Source organism: Salicibibacter cibarius (genome assembly GCF_016495725.1).
GTDB lineage: Bacteria > Bacillota > Bacilli > Bacillales > Marinococcaceae > Salicibibacter > Salicibibacter cibarius.
This window is the reverse complement of the sequence record NZ_CP054705.1, coordinates 3,228,906-3,249,285: the sequence shown is the minus strand read 5'-3', so window position 1 is coordinate 3,249,285 and position 20,380 is coordinate 3,228,906. Positions and strand designations below refer to the sequence as shown.

At 45.8% G+C, this 20,380-nt stretch carries 20 protein-coding genes; 15 read left to right on the top strand and 5 right to left on the bottom strand.

Going from position 1 to position 20,380, the window contains the following annotated elements; genetic code table 11:
• Position 1 precedes the first annotated feature (1 nt).
• Together HUG15_RS16510 and HUG15_RS16505 are read left to right on the top strand one after the other, a co-directional pair.
• A complete protein-coding gene (locus HUG15_RS16510) occupies positions 2-592 on the top strand; it encodes an NAD(P)H-dependent oxidoreductase (protein WP_200124137.1) in 591 nt (196 codons plus the stop codon).
• A gap of 2 nt (positions 593-594) precedes the next feature.
• Positions 595-1,503, top strand: a complete 909-nt coding sequence (locus HUG15_RS16505; protein ID WP_246516374.1) for a fumarylacetoacetate hydrolase family protein — start codon at positions 595-597, stop codon at positions 1,501-1,503.
• 82 nt (positions 1,504-1,585) lie between these two features.
• Here the strand turns inward: HUG15_RS16505 and HUG15_RS16500 are convergent, their stop codons facing one another.
• A complete protein-coding gene (locus HUG15_RS16500; protein WP_200124136.1) occupies positions 1,586-2,779 on the bottom strand; it encodes a KamA family radical SAM protein in 1,194 nt (397 codons plus the stop codon).
• A 437-nt stretch (positions 2,780-3,216) separates the two neighbouring features.
• Here HUG15_RS16500 and HUG15_RS16495 point away from each other — a divergent pair, with 437 nt between their 5' ends.
• The 3 genes from HUG15_RS16495 (at position 3,217) to HUG15_RS16485 (ending at position 6,820) form a co-directional block, all read left to right on the top strand.
• Complete coding sequence (locus tag HUG15_RS16495) at positions 3,217-4,125, top strand: nuclease-related domain-containing protein (RefSeq protein WP_200124135.1); 909 nt, start codon at positions 3,217-3,219, stop codon at positions 4,123-4,125.
• A 321-nt stretch (positions 4,126-4,446) separates the two neighbouring features.
• On the top strand, positions 4,447-5,826 hold the full coding sequence (locus HUG15_RS16490; protein WP_200124134.1) for an aspartate aminotransferase family protein: 1,380 nt from the start codon (positions 4,447-4,449) through the stop codon (positions 5,824-5,826).
• 139 nt (positions 5,827-5,965) lie between these two features.
• Positions 5,966-6,820: a MurR/RpiR family transcriptional regulator gene (locus tag HUG15_RS16485; protein WP_200124133.1), complete on the top strand. Its 855-nt coding sequence runs from the start codon at positions 5,966-5,968 to the stop codon at positions 6,818-6,820.
• A gap of 36 nt (positions 6,821-6,856) precedes the next feature.
• Here HUG15_RS16485 and HUG15_RS16480 read toward each other — a convergent pair whose 3' ends face one another.
• Together HUG15_RS16480 and HUG15_RS16475 are read right to left on the bottom strand one after the other, a co-directional pair.
• Positions 6,857-8,779 carry a TRAP transporter permease gene (locus HUG15_RS16480; RefSeq protein WP_200129020.1) on the bottom strand — a complete coding sequence of 641 codons (1,923 nt, stop codon included), beginning with the start codon at positions 8,777-8,779 and terminating at the stop codon, positions 6,857-6,859.
• Between the two features lie 162 nt (positions 8,780-8,941).
• Complete coding sequence (locus HUG15_RS16475; RefSeq protein WP_425504014.1) at positions 8,942-9,988, bottom strand: TAXI family TRAP transporter solute-binding subunit; 1,047 nt, start codon at positions 9,986-9,988, stop codon at positions 8,942-8,944.
• Between the two features lie 318 nt (positions 9,989-10,306).
• Here HUG15_RS16475 and HUG15_RS16470 point away from each other — a divergent pair, with 318 nt between their 5' ends.
• The 7 genes from HUG15_RS16470 to HUG15_RS16440 all read left to right on the top strand — a co-directional run bounded on the left by HUG15_RS16470 (position 10,307) and on the right by HUG15_RS16440 (position 15,768).
• Positions 10,307-10,507 carry a hypothetical protein gene (locus HUG15_RS16470; RefSeq protein ID WP_200124132.1) on the top strand — a complete coding sequence of 67 codons (201 nt, stop codon included), beginning with the start codon at positions 10,307-10,309 and terminating at the stop codon, positions 10,505-10,507.
• A gap of 172 nt (positions 10,508-10,679) precedes the next feature.
• Positions 10,680-11,786, top strand: coding sequence for an AI-2E family transporter (locus HUG15_RS16465; protein ID WP_343073124.1), 1,107 nt, complete (start codon positions 10,680-10,682; stop codon positions 11,784-11,786).
• Between the two features lie 15 nt (positions 11,787-11,801).
• The gene (locus HUG15_RS16460; RefSeq protein WP_200124131.1) at positions 11,802-12,161 is read left to right on the top strand and encodes a rhodanese-like domain-containing protein; all 360 of its coding nucleotides are present in this window, start codon (positions 11,802-11,804) and stop codon (positions 12,159-12,161) included.
• Positions 12,162-12,437: 276 nt separating this feature from the next.
• Positions 12,438-12,743 (top strand): hypothetical protein, encoded by a 306-nt coding sequence (locus tag HUG15_RS16455; RefSeq protein WP_200124130.1) that lies wholly within the window; start codon positions 12,438-12,440, stop codon positions 12,741-12,743.
• 85 nt (positions 12,744-12,828) lie between these two features.
• On the top strand, positions 12,829-13,674 hold the full coding sequence (locus HUG15_RS16450; protein WP_246516372.1) for a YitT family protein: 846 nt from the start codon (positions 12,829-12,831) through the stop codon (positions 13,672-13,674).
• Between the two features lie 17 nt (positions 13,675-13,691).
• Positions 13,692-14,072, top strand: a complete 381-nt coding sequence (locus HUG15_RS16445) for a BsuPI-related putative proteinase inhibitor (protein WP_200124129.1) — start codon at positions 13,692-13,694, stop codon at positions 14,070-14,072.
• A gap of 442 nt (positions 14,073-14,514) precedes the next feature.
• Entirely contained in the window at positions 14,515-15,768 is a 1,254-nt protein-coding gene (locus HUG15_RS16440; protein ID WP_200124128.1) for a YeeE/YedE family protein, read from the top strand.
• Positions 15,769-15,815: 47 nt separating this feature from the next.
• Here HUG15_RS16440 and HUG15_RS16435 read toward each other — a convergent pair whose 3' ends face one another.
• Positions 15,816-16,268, bottom strand: coding sequence for a GNAT family N-acetyltransferase (locus tag HUG15_RS16435; RefSeq protein ID WP_200124127.1), 453 nt, complete (start codon positions 16,266-16,268; stop codon positions 15,816-15,818).
• A gap of 208 nt (positions 16,269-16,476) precedes the next feature.
• Here HUG15_RS16435 and ctaG point away from each other — a divergent pair, with 208 nt between their 5' ends.
• A complete protein-coding gene (ctaG, locus tag HUG15_RS16430; RefSeq protein WP_200124126.1) occupies positions 16,477-17,406 on the top strand; it encodes a cytochrome c oxidase assembly factor CtaG in 930 nt (309 codons plus the stop codon).
• Positions 17,407-17,422: 16 nt separating this feature from the next.
• A complete protein-coding gene (locus HUG15_RS16425; RefSeq protein ID WP_200124125.1) occupies positions 17,423-18,037 on the top strand; it encodes an SCO family protein in 615 nt (204 codons plus the stop codon).
• A gap of 24 nt (positions 18,038-18,061) precedes the next feature.
• On the opposite strand, the gene HUG15_RS16420 is transcribed toward HUG15_RS16425, so the two are convergent.
• On the bottom strand, positions 18,062-18,637 hold the full coding sequence (locus HUG15_RS16420; protein WP_343073123.1) for a Uma2 family endonuclease: 576 nt from the start codon (positions 18,635-18,637) through the stop codon (positions 18,062-18,064).
• A gap of 113 nt (positions 18,638-18,750) precedes the next feature.
• On the opposite strand from HUG15_RS16420, the gene HUG15_RS16415 reads away from it, so the two are divergent.
• Entirely contained in the window at positions 18,751-20,379 is a 1,629-nt protein-coding gene (locus tag HUG15_RS16415; protein ID WP_200124123.1) for an ATP-binding protein, read from the top strand.
• Position 20,380: the final 1 nt, after the last annotated feature.

The following is a 20,380-nucleotide window of genomic DNA, read 5'->3' as shown; positions in this document are numbered from 1 at the left end:
CATGCATTTGATCGTTCACATGCACCCGAGTAAAGATAGCTTTAATCATGCGGTTTTGACTACCTATCAGGAGGCTTTGCAAAAAGCGGGGAAAGAAGTCGTGGTACGTGATTTGTACAGGCTTGGGTTCGCCCCGCTGTTAATGCAAGCAGAATACGAATGTTCATTGCTGAACCGTTATGAAGATGATGTTGCAAAAGAGCATGCATATGTGAAGCAAGCAGAAGCAATCACTTTTTTATTTCCTGTTTGGTGGGGAGGTTTTCCGGCGATCGGGAAAGGTTATCTGGATCGCGTGCTTACTTATGGGTTTGCGTATGAACTCGAAAACGAGAGCCCGATTCCGAAGATGGAAGGCAAGCCGCTCGGAATGATTTATACGACCGGCGCACCCCGTGACGTATGGGAAAAAGGTCAGAAGCATTGGATGGAACATTTATTTAAAGCAGCAATTGCGGATTTTTGCGGATTCAGGCAAATCCCGCCTTTGCATCTGGGAAACGCCGTCCTTGCCGATGACAGTGAGCGGGAGCGAATGTTTGCATCCGTCCGTGCATACGCTAGTGAATTTCCATTTTTTAGGGAGAGTTAAACATGCTGCGATTACTTTCGATGGTTTATAACAATAAAGCTCAACTAGGGATCGAACGCGAAGACGGCCAACACATTTTAGTGCTCGAGGAAGCATTTCGGCAACTTTTGCCGGAAACAGACTGCCCCGCCGATATGTTGGAAGCCATTCATCGTGGCGAGGCTTTTCTAAAAAACGCGAACGACGTCCTGAAACAGGCGACGACTATGCCCGAGGAGAATTTTTGGGTAGATCCCAAGGAGATTAAAAGGTGTGCACCAATTGCTAAAACGCCGAAGAATATTATGTGTGTAGGAAAAAATTATGCCGCCCATGCCATTGAACTTGGCAGTGATGCAGATATCCCTGACCATCCGCTGATTTTCACAAAACCGCACACAAGTATTGCTGGGCACGGCCAATCGATTAGCTTGCAACGGGATGTAAGTGAACAAGTGGATTACGAAGGGGAAGTTGCTGTCGTTATTGGCCGTCAAGGGGCAAAAATAAAAAAGGAAGAGGCATGGGATTATGTATTTGGCATTACATTGTTAAATGATCTGACAGCCAGGGATTTGCAAAGCAGGCATAAGCAGTTTTTTCTCGGCAAAGGATTAGATGGTTTTAGCCCGATCGGTCCAGTCGTTGTAACAGATGTGGACGAGGTGGCGCTCGCCGATGAGAGACTGACGACGAAAGTCAATGGGGAGTTGCGCCAGTCAGCGCCTTTGACCGATATGATTTTCGACATCCCGACTTTGATCCATATTATTTCCCGGGGAATGACGTTAGAACCGGGGGATATTATCGCGACTGGCACACCTGCCGGCGTTGGCAAAGGAATGGACCCTCCCCAATATTTGCGGCCCGGGGACGATGTGTCTATTTATATGCCGTTAATCGGAACGCTGGAAAATAAAATGAAGGAATAAGTAAACCCGGGGGGAAAGAGACTTCCCCTCGGGGTTTTTTGAGTTTTTAACATAAAGCTGGGTGAAAAGCCAAGTTTTTAAGTTAGGACGTTGGTTGCTTGCGCGGGGCACGTCGCTTGCCTTTTTGCGGCATGTCGGACATTTGATTGACAGATACGACTTCCTCTGTTTTTTTCTTCGGGGCCTCCCAGTAAGCTTCGTTTCCGGGGAGCTCATCGAACCAGCCGGCATCGTCGGGGCAATCCAAAATCATAAACTTTCCGTAATTGCCGTCCCGCGATTGATGGTATTTTAAATAGGCTTTTCCGTCTTCGATCGCCAAAATTTCGATTTTCCCGGATGTGTGGCTCATGGACAGTCGAATTCGTTTTCCGAGGCCGCTCGTACGTGCCTTGGCTTCTTCAACGGCCTCATAGGCCTCCTTAAGGGATAACACAAAATCCGTATTTCCGGCAACGGGACGGTTAATAAAGAAGTAATAAGGGGTCACACCCGCCCAGGACAGCTTATCGAGCAATTCCGTAAGGTCATCCGGATTGTCATTAATCCCTTTTAATACAGGCGTTTGGTTAACGACCATGACACCTGCATCGTGAAGCGCTTGAAAGCCGCGTTTTGCTTCATCCGTGATTTCCCGCGGATGATTGACGTGTGCCATGACATAAATCCGATTATCAGGCGTGGAATACTCCTTGAATAAGTCAAGCAATTCCTCGTCTTCATAAATGCGCATCGGGTTAAAGACCGGCAACTTGGAACCGATTCGAATAATCTTCACATGAGGGATGGACCTTAGCTCCTCAATGATGTAGCGGAGTTTTTTCGTTGCGAGAATCAAGGGATCTCCTCCGGTAAGCAACACATTGTTGATTTCGGGGTGATTGCGAATATACTCAATCCCGGGATCAACATCGGACATCGCTTCTTTTACATCATTTCTGAACAAACGCTTACGGAAGCAATAACGACAATAAGCCCCACATACTTCGGAACAGATCAGTAAGGCTGTCGTTTCATATTTATGTTGGCAACCGGGAACGACATAGTTCGTATCTTCATCCGAAGCGTCCCAGCGCCCATATTCGGAAAGTTCATTTTCATTTGGAATTACTAAATTTTTAATCGGATCATCCGGGTCTTCCCAATTAATCAGCCCGATATAATATTCATTGACACGGAACACAAATTTTTCCGTTATCTTCTTTAATCGTTCTCTTTCTTCTTCAGGGATCTGCTCAATTTGATCAATTTTTGTGATGTACTTTGGTTGAGCCATATGAAAACACTCCTTTCAAATAGAAAAAATATGGGCTCATCTTTCTACGATAGTATAGCAGTTGCTTTTCTACAGGTCAAAAAAGAATTAAAAGATTCAAAAAACTAATCGGAGTGAAAGATTTTCTTCATATTAAGTAAGGTGGACGGGGTTGGTGATTCGAAACGAGGAAAAGTGTCTTAACGGTGATACAGTTCGGATAAATTGGGATATGAAACGGTAAAATATGTCCGAATTGGCGGCTAGTTCGGACATATTGTTTGTTCAAATTCAAACATATGTCCAAATAAGTGGGAAACTTGGACATTTGGCCCTTGAATTTTGAAAAAATTGTCCGAATCCTATGCATATCTTAATATAATGCTTGTGATTACAGCTTGCTTAGCTTAATATGGACTAAGGCAAACCATTGTCAATTCATTGAAAGGGGCAAGAAGATGCGCCAAATAAAAGAGCGCGAAGAACCAACTGAGTTAAAATACCTCAGATTTTTGAAACCGAGAAGGGAGTTAACAATAAAAGAAAATCAATATTACTTGAAACTTTTGAAAGGATTTGAAGGCGAGAAAGAATTTGACCGTTTGTTGCAGCAAGAACTCAAAGTAGATTGTCTCGTGATCAATGGCTTGTTACTCGAACATAATCTAACAGTCTTTCAAATTGATTCACTTTTGATTTTCCAGAACGATATTTTTCTGATCGAAATCAAGTATTTCGAAGGTGATTTTTATACAGACGACGGGCGATGGCATGTTATCTCCGGTAAAGAAATAAAAAACCCCCTCCTACAAATCCAACGAAGTGAATCCACTTTTCGCCAATTGCAACAATCCCTCAAAGTAGATTACGCAGTGAACGCCTCTCTTGTTTTTAACCATCCGAAATTTCACTTGTACAATGCCGCTTTGGACCTTCCTGTTATTTTCCCAGCGCAACTATATCGTTTTATGAACCGTTTAAATGATGTTCCTTCAGAAATCAGTCAAAAGCAAGAAACGTATGCCGCTCATTTAGTCTCGCGCCATATAACCGATTCATCACATACGCGTGTGCCGGATTATGATTATGATCAATTAAAGAAAGGGATTATTTGCTCCGAATGCTTATCTTTTTTATCACAAAAAGAAAATAAATGGGTGTGTAATAAGTGTGGAAAAAAAGAAAGCTTTGAACATGCGGTTTTAAGAGCTGTCATTGAATTTAGATTTCTTTTTCCAAATAGAAAGGTGACGACCAAAACAATTTGTGAGTGGTGCGGGATTTATGATGGGCAAAAAAATGCCAGAAGGATTTTAAATAAGCATTTCAAACGAATCGGCAATACAAACAATTCCTATTTTGTGTAAGAATTAGTCGAATTTATGGTCAGTTCGGACAAATTTCATGCTCAAATCCAAAATATGTCCAAACAAATGAGGAGTTCGGACACTTTATAGCTTTTAAATCGAGCAATTGTCCGAACTGGTGGATAGTTCGGACAGTGGCTAGTTTAAAACTTAAAAAATGTCCGAATGCTGCTGTTCACGCTTCGTTCTGAATGAAATATTTCTCATTAATAAAAAAGTGAAATAATAGGTTCACAAAATCTTGTCCTCTGTGTATAATGAAATAAAGCATTCATATATTGAAAATATGAAGTAAATATTTTATCGGAGGAATTAAAGACGATGACGATGCAAAAAGTTGCACATCCTGACGAGGTTTACACGGAACGAACGGTACAGTCACTGGCACATATGGAGCGGGCACGGGCGGTTATGCCGGGTGGGATGACCGCGAACATCAAACATTATGCGCCTTATCCGATCACGATCAACCGGGCAAACGGCAGTAAATTTTATGACGTTGATGGCAATGAATACATTGATTATTTAATGGGATACGGCGCGTTAATTCTCGGGCACGCCCATCCCCATGTTCGCGACGCCATTGCCCGTCAAATTGAAGAAGATGGTACGTGGTTATTCGGAACCCCTCATGATCGGGAAGTGACAATGGCCACTCGTATTCAAAAATATTTTCCCTCCATGGAGAAAATACGTTATGCAAATTCCGGAACCGAAGCAAATTTATTGGCCATGCGTTTGGCGATGGGCTATACGAAAAAATATAAAATCGCGAAATTTGAAGGTCACTATCATGGAGCAATTGATTCCCTTCTGTTAAGCATTCATCCCCCGAAAAGTGATGCCGGTGATCAAGAAGACCCTCAGGCTGTCCCCGATTCGGGCGGAATGGCACCCGATGCTGCCGATGACACGATTATTCTTCCCTTTAATGATATTAAAAGCTGCGCGCGTATTTTGGAACAACATAAAGATGAACTGGCAGCTGTTATTATCGAACCAATGGAGGGCGGGGTTATTGCGCCGAAATCTCAATTTCTTAACCAATTGCGAAAGCTCACCAAAAAGCTTGGTGTTTTGCTTATTTTTGATGAAGTAAAGACGGCTTTTCGGTCGTCAATGGACGGTGTCCAAGGGCTTTATGATGTGACGCCGGATTTAACAACGATCGGAAAAGTTGTGGGTGGTGGCTTTCCATTTGGTGTTGTTGGCGGAAAATCAACGATTATGGAGCAAAGTTCACCGTTACACGGAACGGATATTTTTGCCGGCGAGGGAAGCCGAACATCCCAAAAGGCGTTGTTTCACAGTGGCACGTATAATGGACATCCGCTTATTTTGGCAGCGGGCATTGCGACCCTGGATGTCCTCGAGCAAGAGTACGACGCACTTGCCTTGCGAACCGACCGCTTTAGAGAGGAGCTTACCCGGTTGTTTCAAAAACACGGCATTCCGATGAAAACGGTTGGCAGCGGGGCAATGTTTAGTGTATTATTAACGGAAAGTCAGGAGATTAACCACTATCGGGACCTGCAAATGTGTGACCACGACGCCAGAAAAAAATTAGACAAAGCACTATTTGAAGCAGGTGTGTACACGAAGCCGGGGAATCGCTATAGTCTCTCTGTCGTCCATGATGACGAGGTATTGGCAAAAACCCTTGAGGCCTATGATCGTGTGATTCCGGAAGTGCTTCGTTAAAAAGTTAATAAAAGCCTCCTGCTTCTTGCACTTTAAGCATGTTTAACCTCGGTCAAGGATTAAAGTATAAGTAAAACTAAGGCTTCCACTATAAGGACTTGGTGGAAGCCAAGTTTTTCTAAGAAAGAGGGTGAGCATCGTGTCTCAGCTTGATATTTATGAACAGATGATTGCCAAGCGGCAGGAGATGAGCAAATCTCAACGCAAAATCGCCAATTATTTGATCAGCCACCAGGAAACCGCGCCTTTTTTGACAGCTTCCAAACTTGCAAAAAATGTAGAAGTGGGTGAAGCGACCGTCGTACGCTTTGCCTTTTTTTTAAATTACGAAGGCTACCCGGATTTGCAAAGGCATATGCAGGAAGCGCTGCAACGCAAATGGACATCAGCGGAAGTGTTTGCGCGAACGACCGAGCGGGGGGATAAGCCGGAAGATACCGTCAGTGAAGTTTTATCGGATGATATTAACAATTTGCAGCAAACGTTGCAACAAATGGATAAAAAAGAATTCCAGGGTGCAGTCGAAGATATTATCGCCGCCGAGCGGATTTATATTATTGCATATCGAAGCGCGACGAGCGTGGCGCTCTTTTTGGAATTTTACCTGGATCTTGTTTTGCAAAATACGGAAATGGTTCGGTCTGCGGACGGGGTATCGGAGCATATCCTCGATATCGAAGAGAATGATCTCGTGATCGCTTTCGGTTTTTCGAGGTATACGAAGCGGACCGTTGAAGTTTTGAAATACGTGAAGCAAAAGGGAGCGAAAACGCTCGTGATCACCGATCATATGCTATCGCCCCTTACGCCGTACGGAGATCGGAAACTGCTTGCCGTTACCGAAATTAATTCTTTTATCGATTCGTTTTCGGCTCCGCAAAGCATTGTGAGCGCACTCATCACCGCAATTACCCGCTCTGAACAGGATAAGGTAGAGAAAAGACTCGAGCAACTCGAACATTTATGGGACGCATTTGATGTATTTCAGGAATGAAAAAGCCAGCCCAATGTAAGCGGGCTGGCTTTATCTTTATGCTGTCGTTGTTTCCGGTCTCTGGCCTTGCCGTTTTTTGCGGAAATGCTGGATGACAGCGATGAGGACCAAAATCGCTATACCGCCAAGAGAAACCCAGATGTCTAGTGGATAGACAGCCATGAGACCTGCTGCGAAAATGACTAGGCTTTCAACAATCTTATTTTTAGCGAAAAAGTAACCCATTAATGACGCGCTGATCGCCACCATGCCAACGATCGCGGTGATGAGCGGTCCGGCTAATTCAGCAAACGTCCAGTCCCCTTGTAATAGCAACACAGGGTTTGTAACGAACACGTAGGGGACGACAAAGGCTGCTATCGCCAGTTTAAAGGCGACCACTCCCGTTCGCATCGGCCTAGCCCGTGCGATTCCCGCGCCTGCGTATGCTGCCAGACAAACCGGAGGTGTAATGTCAGCGACAATCCCGAAGTAGAATACGAACATGTGCGCAGCCACCGCAGGGACGTCAAACGCCAAAATCGCCGGTGCGGCAACGGACGCTGTAACAACGTAGTTGGCCGTTGTCGGCAAGCCCATCCCCAAAATGATACAAGCAATCATTGTTAAGAATAGGACGAGGAAGAAATTTCCGCCTGCGATTTGGATAATGCCGTTCGCTAGTACACCGCCAAGTCCCGTGAAGACGACGATTCCGACGATGATCCCGGCGCTTGCACAGGCAGCGATGACGGGCAAGGCGACACGTGCCCCTTGTTCCATCGTTTGCAAGATGCCGAGCAGGCTGAGGCGTGTATCTTTGCGCAGAAAGCTGATGGCAAAAGCGGCCCCAATGCCCCAAAGCGCGGCATATGTAGGCGTAAACCCATAGAGAAGAAGTCCGATAATCGTCACCAGGGGCACGATCATATCAAAACGTTTCGCAAAGGACGCGATCGAAGGCAGCTGTGACTTCGGTAAGCCGATGATCCCATCTCTTTTTGCTTCAAAATGAACGCCTAAAAAGACACCGAGAAAATACAATATGGCGGGGATGATGGCATACACGATGAGTTCATTGTATGGGATTCCTATATATTCAGCCATAATAAACGCGGCTGCTCCCATGATCGGAGGCATGATTTGGCCGCCCGTGGATGCGCTGGCTTCTGCAGCTCCGGAGAATTCCGGCCTGAAGCCTGCCCGTTTCATCATCGGAATTGTAAAGGACCCCGAACCTACCGTGTTCGCTACCGAGCTTCCGGTTACCATTCCTTGCAAGCCGCTGGCAGCAACCGCCGCTTTCGCGGTACCGCCCGTATAACGTCCGGTGAGGCGGAAGGCAACATCGTTGAAAAATTGCCCGATATTCGTTCGAACGAGCAACACACCGAAAAAGAGAAACAAAAAGATAAACGTTGATGACACTTGAATCGGGGTGCCGAAAATGGCTTCTGTCGAGAACAGCAACTGCGTGGTCATCCCCGTCCAGGAAAAACCGGCATGGGAAAAGACCCCGAGCCAGTTGGCACTTCCATATACGCCGTATAACAATGCCAGAATGGCAATTATGACAATAGGCATGCCAACCGCGCGACGCGTCGCTTCCAATAACAGAACAATCGCGAGCACGGAAATAACTTGATCCATCGGTTCAAAACCGAAGATTAATACATCGCTGACCAGGCGGTCATAATGCCAAACCACATAGAGGTAAGAAAAAAGGGCTGCAAGGGATAAAAGCACATCATACCACGGCACACCCGGTTTCCGTTTTGCTTTGCGGTTCATAGGGTATAAAATATAGATGATTGAAAGGGCGCTGCCGACGTGAATGGCACCCTGAATCCACGCACCGTAAGGGCCTGAAAACCCTGTGTACAGGTGAAAAGAAGTTAACGAGATGCCAAGGATGGCTACAACCCAGATCCATTTACCCAAGTCGTATCGATTGTTGGATTCTTTGTCGTATTTCTCCATAATCTCTCGTTTTTCTTGCTCATCGATTTCAACGGCATCATTTTGCGTGTGATCTGCCACTGGGAACACCACCTATCCTAAAAAGATATCAGTCGAGCGACCTTATCGGTAAAGATGGGCCGGGCATCGGTGCCCGGCCCGTCTACATTAACATAACATTCATTATTGATCTAATAGGTCATTTTCCTCAAAGTATTGTTCAGCTCCGGGGTGAAGAGGCAAATCTTCAGACCCGAGCATGATGTCTTCCATTGTCATATGGTCGGCTTGGGCGTGAGAAACGTCATCAGCGTTTTCATACAACCCTTCGACAATCTCGTAAGCCGTGTCTTCATCCACATCATCCAAAGACCCGATCAGAACTGCATAGGCGGCAATGCCTTCAACGTCTTCCTCCATGAAGTCATAATTATCGGCTTCAATAGTGATACGCTCATAGTCGCTGTTGGCCTCAATCTCATCGAGGTACTCATCTTCAATGGTCAGTAATTCAACGTCTTGCTGTGCAGCTAACTCTTCAATGCCGGTGTCAGGCAAACCGAGTAGCCCGAAAGTGGCATCTACGTTTCCGTCCTGAAGCATGCTCGCGCCATCCCCGAATCCTTCTTCATACTCTTCGTAATCTTCAATGCCGTGCGCATCAAGGATCAGTTGGGAGGCTGCATGAGATGCGGATCCCGGAGGACCAACGTTCACTCTCATTCCTTCCAAGTCTTCGATGGATTCAATGTCGTCATCGGCGGCAACGACGATTTGATTCGTTTCCGGATAAATATAGCCCATGAAACCAAAGTTGTCCATCGTTTCTCCCTGGAAATCCCCTTCCCCTTCGAGAGCGTCAATGGCAGGAATATGCACCGTCATCCCAAGTTCCAAATCTTGTTCGGAGACCCTCGCGATGTTTTCCACTGATGCGTCGGTGGCGACCGCGTTTACTTGTTGATCGGTATGGTCATTGATAACATTCGCCATTTCCTGGCCGAGTGCATAGTAGGTTCCCCCGGTGGATCCGGTGCCCATCTGAAGTGCACTGCCATCATCGGCTTCTTCATCACCATCGTCGACGCCATCATCTTCTGTGTCGCCCCCGCCATCCGGAAGATCTTCATCGTCCACTTCCGGGGCCTCTCCGTCCCCGTTACAAGCGGCGAGTGCCAAAGCCGGCACCAAAAACATCGACATGAATAGCTTGTTCTTTTTCAACGCCATTTCCCCCTTTTGTCCTTATAAGTCTCCTTAATTTAATCAAAATGTAACACAAAAGTCAAAGAATAGCCTACCCAATAGTGAAAGTTATTCTCCGCTCCAAGATGGAAGCAAATGCAAAAGACGTAAGGTAGGTAAAATAGGTATATGTTCCATCGTTTTGTTTTATCCCACTGAGTTAATTGCGTTGTCCCGTAGCTCTTGGCATGCAAGGGTTGACTGCAACGCGAAAAGAAATTTCCCCCAAAAACCCAACGTGTTCAGGGGCTTGGCGGTGCTTATAATGAACCGTATCAGATTAGCCCTCGAGATTGGACTCGAATGAGTCCTGAGGACGGGTTTGGAGAACGCATCATGGTTGCCGACCGCCAAATGAGTCCGCAAGTGCACCAAAACATGATAGGTTCAACATTCTTTTCCTATTTCCATGGGTGCCGCGACGGGGCCATGATTGTTTTGCGGAAGGAGATGTTGAATGGGGGCACAAAACGAGGCGTGAATCCGCTCCGCTTTTATGCCTAAAGCTAAAGATTGGTACAGCGCAAAAGCTCCCTCTAACGATGTTGTGATCATCTTTGTACTTGCGTATAATGAATAATGGATATTGTTTATGGGGGAAGTTAGAATAAAAGAGAATACCATTCCTTTCCCGACATAAACGAAAAACTTCGAAATTTTCGGGAGAGAAGTGGTGATGCCTATGCCCCAAGGGAAATATTTTAAGATCGGATACGCCATCGCGCTGCTGCTATTGATCGTTTACTTGGGTACGCTCGTTGATTTTATTTTTCGGCCGGTGATCATCTTTTTGCAAACGGTGTTCGCCCCGATCGCGCTTGCCGGGGTGTTGTTCTATTTATTTCGCCCGATTGTCAAGTTCTTGCACCGCTGGATGCCAAAAGGTGTTGCGATTTTACTTCTTTACTTAACGTTTGCCGGCTTGCTGACGCTTTTTGCTTTTATGATTGGTCCGGAGATTCAAAACCAGTTTAACAGCTTGGTTAATCGTGCCCCGCTCTTTTTACAAGAGATTCAAGGGTGGTTTAACACGATAATGCAAACGGAACTTGTGCAAAATATCATGGAAGATGAATCGATCAATCTCGAGGAGATTGGGGCAACGATCGGAGGTTACATCACCGATTCTTTCGGGAATATCGGAAACAACATCATGAATGTTGTAGGGACGCTGACGAGTACGGTGATTGTGATTGTGATTGTGCCGTTTGTCCTTTTCTATATGCTCAAAGAAGGCGAAAAAGCGCCGCAACAAATTTTGCGTCTTTTGCCGAAAAAGCAGGAGGAGGAAGGCGAACGTATCCTTAGCGATATGGATACGGCACTTGCTTCTTTTATTCAAGGCCAAATTATTGTAAGTTTTTGTGTAGGCGTGCTCGTATACATCGCTTACCTCATCATAGGCGTGGATTATTCGCTCATCTTGGCATTGATTGCAATGGTCACGAACCTCATTCCTTTCATCGGCCCGTGGATCGGTACGGCTCCCGGGGTGATTGTAGCCCTGTTTGATGGATGGTTAACAGCGTTATTGGTTGTCGGGGCTGTCGTCATCATCCAACAGTTTGAAAGCATCTTTATTTCCCCGCAAGTGATGGGGCACAAATTAAAGCTGCATCCGGTAACGGTGATTTTCGTTTTGCTCGTTGCTAGTAATATCGCCGGTTTCATCGGTTTGCTTTTGGCAGTGCCGACGTACGCTGTCGGAAAAGTGATTGTGATGCACACGTATCGTCTTATTCGGCTTCGGTATAAAGAGAATGAGGACGAAAAAAATGCATAAGGAGATGAATACGGAATGAGAAGTGAAAAAGACGGAATTCCGCAATGGGACGAGGAAGAAATCAAGAAACATCTGGATGACGAATCCATTGCATTTGTAGATGTTCGCGAGCCTGATGAATACGATGAGGGACATATTCCCGGTGTCCCCTTGCTTCCTATGGGAGAGATCCCGGAGCACATTGACCAGATGGACAAAGATAAAACCCATGTGTTCATTTGCCGCAGTGGCGGACGGAGCCAGAAAGTAGCGCGATATGCTAATGAACAAGGGCTGGAACGCGCGATTAATTTTGAAGGCGGTATGCTCTCTTGGGAGGGCGAAAAGAAAACCGGCGAAGAAAAGCGGGTGCAGCAGACGTCGGATCTATATTAGAAAGCGAACCGTACCGTACGCTCCCTCGGGAGCGTACGGTTTGTTTTATCGGATAGAAAAACGTTCGCTATGAACTGTGGACGTTTTTTTCCACTTAAAAATTACGAATACCCACGGGGAATATGAGAATACCCACGGGAAATATCGCGATACCCACGGGAAATATGTGAATACCCGCGGGAAGCATATCTCAAAGTCATATGGATGTTAACGTTTAATTTTTTTCCGGCAGGGAAATATTAGTTATACAAAAGAATTAGAAAGGGGCGCATGATAATGGCGAAAGGAAAGGTAATATTAGGTGTGGCAGCCGCTGCAACCGCGGGCGCGGGTTATTTAATGAAAAATCCCGATCAACGTGCAAAACTAATCGGAACGACAAAGAAACAGTTGGCGAAATTGACCGGCCAAGAAGGGGAAGATATTCCGTTGGAACAACGGATCGGTCATCCGGATCCGATGGATATAGGGGATAACGAGATGGTTGCGGAAGGTTCTACGTATGCTGTGGATTATTATAATCAGGAATACGGAGAAACTTCGACGTCACTTGACAACAATATAGAGCAACGCCATCATTAAGGTATGGATACACAGTGATAAGCAAGGGTTGTTTCCCTTGCTTATTTGCTATGGAGCCGAATAACCTTGCAAGAGGTGTCCGAGCGTGATAACAAGACAGACAACACTATGGATGGAATTACAGAAAATCGGGATTATTATCTTTGGTGCCTTCGCTGTAGCCATTGGCCTTAATTTTTTCTTGGAAACGGCCAATATATTCGCGAGCGGATTAACCGGTGTTGCCCAGTTTCTTTCCGCTTTTCTTCCTCTTTCGACAGGTGTCTTGCTTTTTGTGTTGAATATTCCCGTAGCGATTCTCGGCTGGAAAAAAGTCGGGCGCTTATTTACGTTTTATAGTTTTTTACATGTGGCATTGACGACGTTTTTCTTGGAAGTCGTTCCTTTCCAGGCGCTTGCCGGCGATATTATGCTTAATGCTGTTTTCGGAGGCATTATTACCGCTATCGGTGTGTCTTTGCCGTTAAGGTACGGAGCTTCGGCAGGCGGTTTAGACATTATCGCACTCGTGCTGGCCAGAATGAGCGACCGCCCGCTCGGTGTTTATTTTTTTAGTTTAAATGCATTGATTGTTTTTGCTGCTGGTTTTGCCTACGATTGGGAACAGGCATTGTTTACGCTCGTCTCCATCTATGCAACGTCAAGAATCATCGATATGGTACATACGAGACATGTCAAATGCACAGCCTTTATCGTCACGAAAAGAGCGGATGAGTTGAGGGAAGCAATCCACGCGCATGTAACGCGAGGGATTACACGCATGCCGGCCAAAGGTGGATATGATGAGTCTGAAAAAGAAGTATTGATGATCACAATTACCCGTTATGAACTCTATGTTTTGCGGCAAGTGACGGAAGCAACGGATCCCGATGCGTTCACAAATATTGTTCCGACATCCGATATTGTCGGATCGTTTCGAAAAGATGGCTAAACGGAGGGGAAAGGGAAATGACGGAAGATGGTCTCTATATACAGGCGACCGCCCACGGGAAGCATGGAAGGATCATCGTCGAGGCAACTGTTGGCAATGACGGGGATGAAGAGGTGGAACTTTGGTTTAATACGAGTCAACGGATCGAAGTGCGGTTGTTTGAAATGGGGATGCCGAAACAGCTCGTATATCGATCATCTCAAGAAATGATGTACAATCAAGTTGTCGGAACCGTGACATTGGAACCGGGTGAGGAAACAACATACAATGAAGAGATCCCTTCGATGTATGTCACAGGTGGGGGCAGCTACGGGGGAGAGGTTCACATAACAGTGGCTCGTATTGATGGTAAGGATGTGCCGACAAAACCATCCGACTCGTTTACGGTTGATATGTAAAGGATATTTACCGGACGGCATGGGAGAGACGTAGGAAAAAGTCGAGCCGCGCAAGCCAACGTACAGCTTACTGGAAATCTGCCCGTTTTTGGGGGGCGCGCTGCCCCATTTTCATTTTGAGGTGTTGTCTCTCTCGTGGCATCTTTCCTCCTATTTGAGGGACAGCGACCTCACGTTTATCGTCCTCGCTTCCTGCATTTTATGACGCTCAATCCTCGTTGTTTGCTCTGAGGGTAAAACTTTTTCGTCAGCAATATTTAATTCCGATAGGGTACCTTTTTCGAATACTTTCCATGAAAAAGTACCCGATGCATTATTTATCCAAAGATTTAGCCGCCATCTACACCCAATCCGATCCTATCTATTTTTACGGGTTGACATTTATGAAGAAACCTCATATCATAAATCCTGATTAAATTAATAAGAAAAAGAGGTTTAGTAAATGTCGACTTATGCTCAGCCGATTAATGAACAACAGTCGGTCGTTAAAAAAGAACCATCGCCGGCGCTTAATCCGCCGCAAAATAAATTGGTGATAGGCGCGCTTGTTGTGACGTTGGCATTAGCTATTTTTCTTCTTGTTACCCAGAACATCGTTCAGCCTTTGCTCTTAATCATTGGAGTAGGTTTGGGATATACACTTTTCCACGCTCGGTTTGGCTTTACGTCCGCGTTTAGACGTTTGGCTTCTGTTGGAAATGGCCAATCGTTACGCGCGCATATGTTGATGCTCGCGGTGGCTTGTCTATTGTTTGCGCCCATACTTGCCACCGGCTATACGTTTTTTGGCGGGGAAGCGGCAGGGAACATTTCTCCGGTCGGCGTGAGCCTGATCGTCGGCGCGTTTATATTCGGGATCGGCATGCAACTTGGGGGCGGTTGTGCGTCGGGAACACTTTACGCTATTGGCGGCGGCCGTTCGGTTATGTTTATCACGTTGATCTTTTTCATCATCGGTTCCACAATTGGTGCCGCGCATTTTGATTTTTGGATGGAAGATATGCCGGCAGCGGAACCGTTCTCGTTAGCCACTTCCACGGGTCTCGGGTATGGCGGCGCGCTTCTCGTTTCATTGGCGATCTTTGGCGGGATTGCTTGGCTAACGAAAGTCATTGAAAAGAAAAAGAACCCGCCGAAAGAAGCGCCGAAACCTTCTGCTGCCGGGTGGAAAAGAATCATCCGCGGGTCTTGGCCGTTGTTTGCCGCCGCGATTGTTCTGGCGGTTCTCAACGCAGTAACGTTAATGACAAGGGAGACTCCGTGGGGTGTCACGTACGCGTTAACACTTTGGGGATCGAAAGCAGCGGACGCGATTGGTTTTGACGTGGCTAGCTGGGGGTTTTGGCAAGGTGATGAAGCAGCGCTCAACGCCTCCATCTTCGCGGATACAACGACGGTGTTGAATTTCGGTGTTATCCTTGGAGCTTTTCTTGCCTCAGCCGCCGGAGGGCTGTTTCGTTTCACGCAAATTAGGCTGAAAAATGCCGTCGCTTCCGTTATTGGCGGGCTATTGATGGGCTACGGGGCGCGTCTTGCTTTTGGTTGCAATATCGGCGCTTACTTTAGCGGCATTGCTTCTTTTAGTGCCCATGGCTATATTTGGGGCATCATGGCACTCGCGGGAACATTTTTGGCTCTTTTTCTGCGGCCGTTATTCGGATTATCGGTACCGAAACCGAGAGATTCTTTTTGTTAGCAGCTATCTAAAAAAGGCTTTCCATGTCGGGAAGCCTTTTTGTTATGTCAAAATTGAAATCCGTACCTTTTCGAAACGACGTCATAAAAACCGAGGGAATTGTATAGTGCTTTTGTTGCCTGGTTGTTGACCCCTGTCTCCAATTCAATGCCTTTCATGTCATGTTGTTCGGCCCAATGAACGACATATAAAAGCAATTTTTTAGCTATCCCTTGATTTCGGTGCTTGACATTTACATACAGGTCATTCAACCAGATAAAATTGCCGCCTTTCATTAAGCTTTTTTGCACATTAAGAAACGCAGCTCCTAGAATTCTATCGTCGTCTTGGGCAACAAACGTGTACGCATGAGAGTTTTCATCCATGGACGCGCCGATAACGGTAACCATATTTTCATAAGCATTGGGTCCGCCGATGGATTCCATTTGCCCCATAAGGAGATCTGCGGTTTTATGAATATGCTCGTCGGTATGTTCCTTCGTTAATTCGTATACTTCCATATTTAAAAAGACCTCCTGATAACAGACATAGCAATTTTGGCAGTCGCCTTTATTATAACTTTGAATGCAGTCAATGTATATGGAAATAATAGCGTGTGGTAGGATGGGAATTGCGAGAGGGGTCTCGGAATCTGTAACATCTTGTTCAGACATCTACCCCCTTATCTGTGATAACATATAATCGGAACGATACTTAGGAGGTCTTCGGATGGGTGAGCTATTCGACCAATTGACTTTTCGAGCGTTATGGACGCCTGAACTAATCGTCGTTTTAGCAGTTGTGGCAATCCTTTACATCCTTTTGACACGAAAGTGGTACGTTCGGTTTGAAGGTAGCGAAAAACCGCGGCTGAAACATGACGTTTTGTTTGGGCTAGCCCTTTTATGCCTTTACATGGGGTGGGGGAGTCCTTTATATAGTACAGGCCATATGACGATCACGATCCATATGTTTCAAATGGTGTCCGCCTATTTCTTTGCTGTGCCGCTCATGATCATCGCGTTGCCGAAATGGTTTTTGAGCGCGGCTTTCGAGGGGTTTGGAAACTATGCCCGAGTGGTTAGAAACGTAATGTTTCATCCGATTGCCGGGTTGTTCACGTTCAATGCACTTTTTTCTTTTTACCATATTCCCGTCGTTTTTGATTTTTTAATGTTACGCCCGGGCGTTCACAGCGTGTATGAAATCGCGATGTTCATTGCCGCTTGGATGATGTGGTGGCATATGATCGCCCCGTTGCCGAAAGAACAATACCTTCATGATTTTAAGCGGATTTTTTATATTTTCGGAAACGGCATATTGATTACACCCGCGTGTGCCCTTATTATTTTTTCAGGTTATCCTCTCTATGATACGTACACGGATATGCAATATTGGGCAAGTGTCATGGCTTATTGTTTGCCTGCAAACGCCGGTGTTTCTTCATCAATGTTTGGCGGCATTGGCTTCTTGGGGAATCTCAGTGCGTACAGTGACCAACAGCTCGCCGGGATTTTAATGAAAGTCGTCCAGGAAATCGTATACGGAACCGCGATCGGCATGTCGTTTAAACAATGGCTACAGAGGGATAGTCATCAAGACAGCGGAGAGCCGACCATTAGTGACATTCCCGAACATGTGAAAATGGGCGACCGTTAGGAGGAAGAGAGTCCAAATGATAAAGAAAACAGCAGTTGCTTTTGGAGCGCTGCTATTGTTTTGCAGCGGCTGCGCTTGGCTCTACGAGACGGGAGCAGAGAACGGCACCGATCTATCGGAATCGGAGTTGTACGTGGATGATTTCTCCTTTACGAATCAGGATGAAGAAACGGTAACCAATGAAGATTTGGAAGGAGACTACTGGGTTGCCAATATGGTATTTAGCCGCTGTCCGTCCGTTTGCAATGTAATGAGCCCAAATATGTCAAGCTTGCAGGCGGACCTTGAAGACGAAGGCCTCGATACGACACTCGTGTCCTTTACCGTCGATCCGGAATTTGATGACCCGGAAACATTACGGTCGTATGGGGAAAATTACAACGCCGATTTTGCCGGTTGGCATTTCCTCACCGGATATGAACAAGAAGATATTGAAACGATCGCGCAAGATACATTCGCGAGCGTCGTTGAAATGGATCCGGAAGGGAACGATATCATTCATTCCACCCAGTTTTATTTGGTCGATCCGAATGGGCAAGTCATTCGTCAATATGACGGCATGGATACGGATACAGAGCCGATTGCCGAGGATATTCAGGCGATGTACCAGGCTGATATAGAGGAAAAGTGATACCCTGAATGTGGGTATCACTTTTTACTCAAACACCGCCCCTAAATCCAGCGAAAAAGAATCAAACAAATGCGAGGTAATCTCATCCTCATTTCCATACACGTTATCCCTTTCGTATTGCCCATGATTTAACGAAAGCACCTCGACGGTTTGATTGCTTATATCCACGATCCAATATTCCTGTACCCCATTTTCTTCATACAACTCAAATTTGCGGAGCCGGTCGTGTTTTGCCGTTGACGGAGACAACACTTCCACAATTAAATCCGGGTTGCCGTTACAGCCTTTGTGGTCCAATTTGTCGGGATCGCAAATAATGGAAATGTCCGGTTGCACGACGTTGTCGGTGTCGTCTGCCTGATCCTGCGAAGGGAGTCGTACGTCAAAGGGGACCAAATAGACCTCGCAGGATTTGTCTTTTAAATAGTCCCTGAATTCTCCGAATATCTCCCCGAGCACTTTTTGATGAATTCTTGAAGGTGCCGGTGACATGTTATATGGCACCCCGTGGATCAGCCCCCAACGTTCACCATCATCCCATTGTAAATAATCATGATATGTGTAACGGTTAACAGGATTTGGCATGGCGATGTGTATCAATCTCCTTTAGCCTTTATTTTTATTATACCAGAAATCGAAGGGTTATCATTTCGGATGTCTACAATGTATAATTCGTCTTAGGAAGTCGAGTGTACAAGGAGTCCGCCATCGACATGGACAAGCATCTTGGCAAACTAAAGGTTACAATAAACTTAAAAATAAAAATGATATTGCTTATTTGCGCATTGATTGTTGGGATGTTTGCAATCGTAGGGGTTTTTATCCATTATTTTTTTACCGACTCTCTGGAAGACCAAATGGGAGAGCGTGTATTAAATGTAGCGCAAAGCGTAGCAAACATACCGGAACTGCGAGAAGCATTTGCCGAGGAAGATCCCGCTTCGACAATTCAAACGATTGTGGAGCCGATCAGAGAAGAGACGGGGGCTGAATTCATCGTTGTTGGGAACACGGATGAGGTTCGTTATGCTCACCCTTTGCCGGAGCGCATCGGGGAAACAATGGTCGGTGAAGATAATGAGCGCGCGTTAATTCACGGCGAGTCCTACGTATCTCGAGCCGTTGGTTCCCTGGGGACGTCCATGCGCGGGAAAGTCCCGGTTTTTTCCGATGACGGAGAGATTATCGGCGTGGTTTCCGTCGGGTTTTTGGTGGACGACATTCAAGGGATTATTGCAAATTACACGCAGGAATTATGGTATGTTTTATTGCTGACCGTTAGCGTGGGGATTTTGGGAGCTGTTATGATCGCCCATTATATTAAAAAAAAGCTGTTTGACTTGGAACCTGAAGAAATTTCCCATTTGTTTTTGCAAAAAGAAAGCATTCTCCAATCTACCCATGAAGGCATCATCGCCGTCAATCGGGATGGGCTGATCATGTTAATGAATCAAACGGCGCAACGCCTGTTTTTGTCAAACAAAAAACAGACAGACACGTATATTGGAAAAGACATACGAGACATTCTTCCGAATACGAAGATGCCGGAAGTGCTCGAAAGCAGGGAAAGTCAGTACGATCAAGAAATGTTGATCGGCAACCATAGCGTATATGTTAACCGCGTTCCGATTTTTTATGACAATAAGCTCATTGGAGCAGTGTCTTCTTTTCGCGACAAGACGGAAATTGAACAATTAACACAGGAATTGAGGAGAATCAAACAATATACCGAAGCGCTTCGGGCGCAAACGCATGAGTTCTCAAATAAATTGTACACGATTTCGGGCCTTTTGCAGCTCGATCAAAAAGACGAAGCGATTGAGTTAATCCAGGAAGAAACCGATACACAACAAGCGTGGATCCAATTCCTGACTCAAAAAGTGCCTGATCCGATGATTAGTGCTGTGTTGCTCGGCAAACTGAATCAGGCGAATGAACTGGGCATTGACATGACCATCCATCCGGAAAGTAAGTTAACGTATCATTTATCAAAAAAGAAGAAAGACACGCTTTTAACGGTCTTGGGCAATTTGCTGGAAAATGCATTGGAAGCGGTAAAAAAAGAACCGGAGTCAAAACGGCACGTAAGCATCTTTTTTACGGATTTGGGCAACGACCTCGTGTTTGAAATTGAAGATTCAGGTCCGGGCATCCCGCCGGAATTGGGGGATCAAATTTTCAAGCAAGGTTTTTCAACAAAAGAAGGGTCGCATAGAGGCATTGGACTCGCTTTGAGTAGTCAGATGATGTCAGATATAGGCGGCACGGTTTTGCTTGAAGATGGAGAACTTGGAGGGGCATGCTTTGTCGTCACCGTACCCAAACAGATAAGGTGGGAGTAAA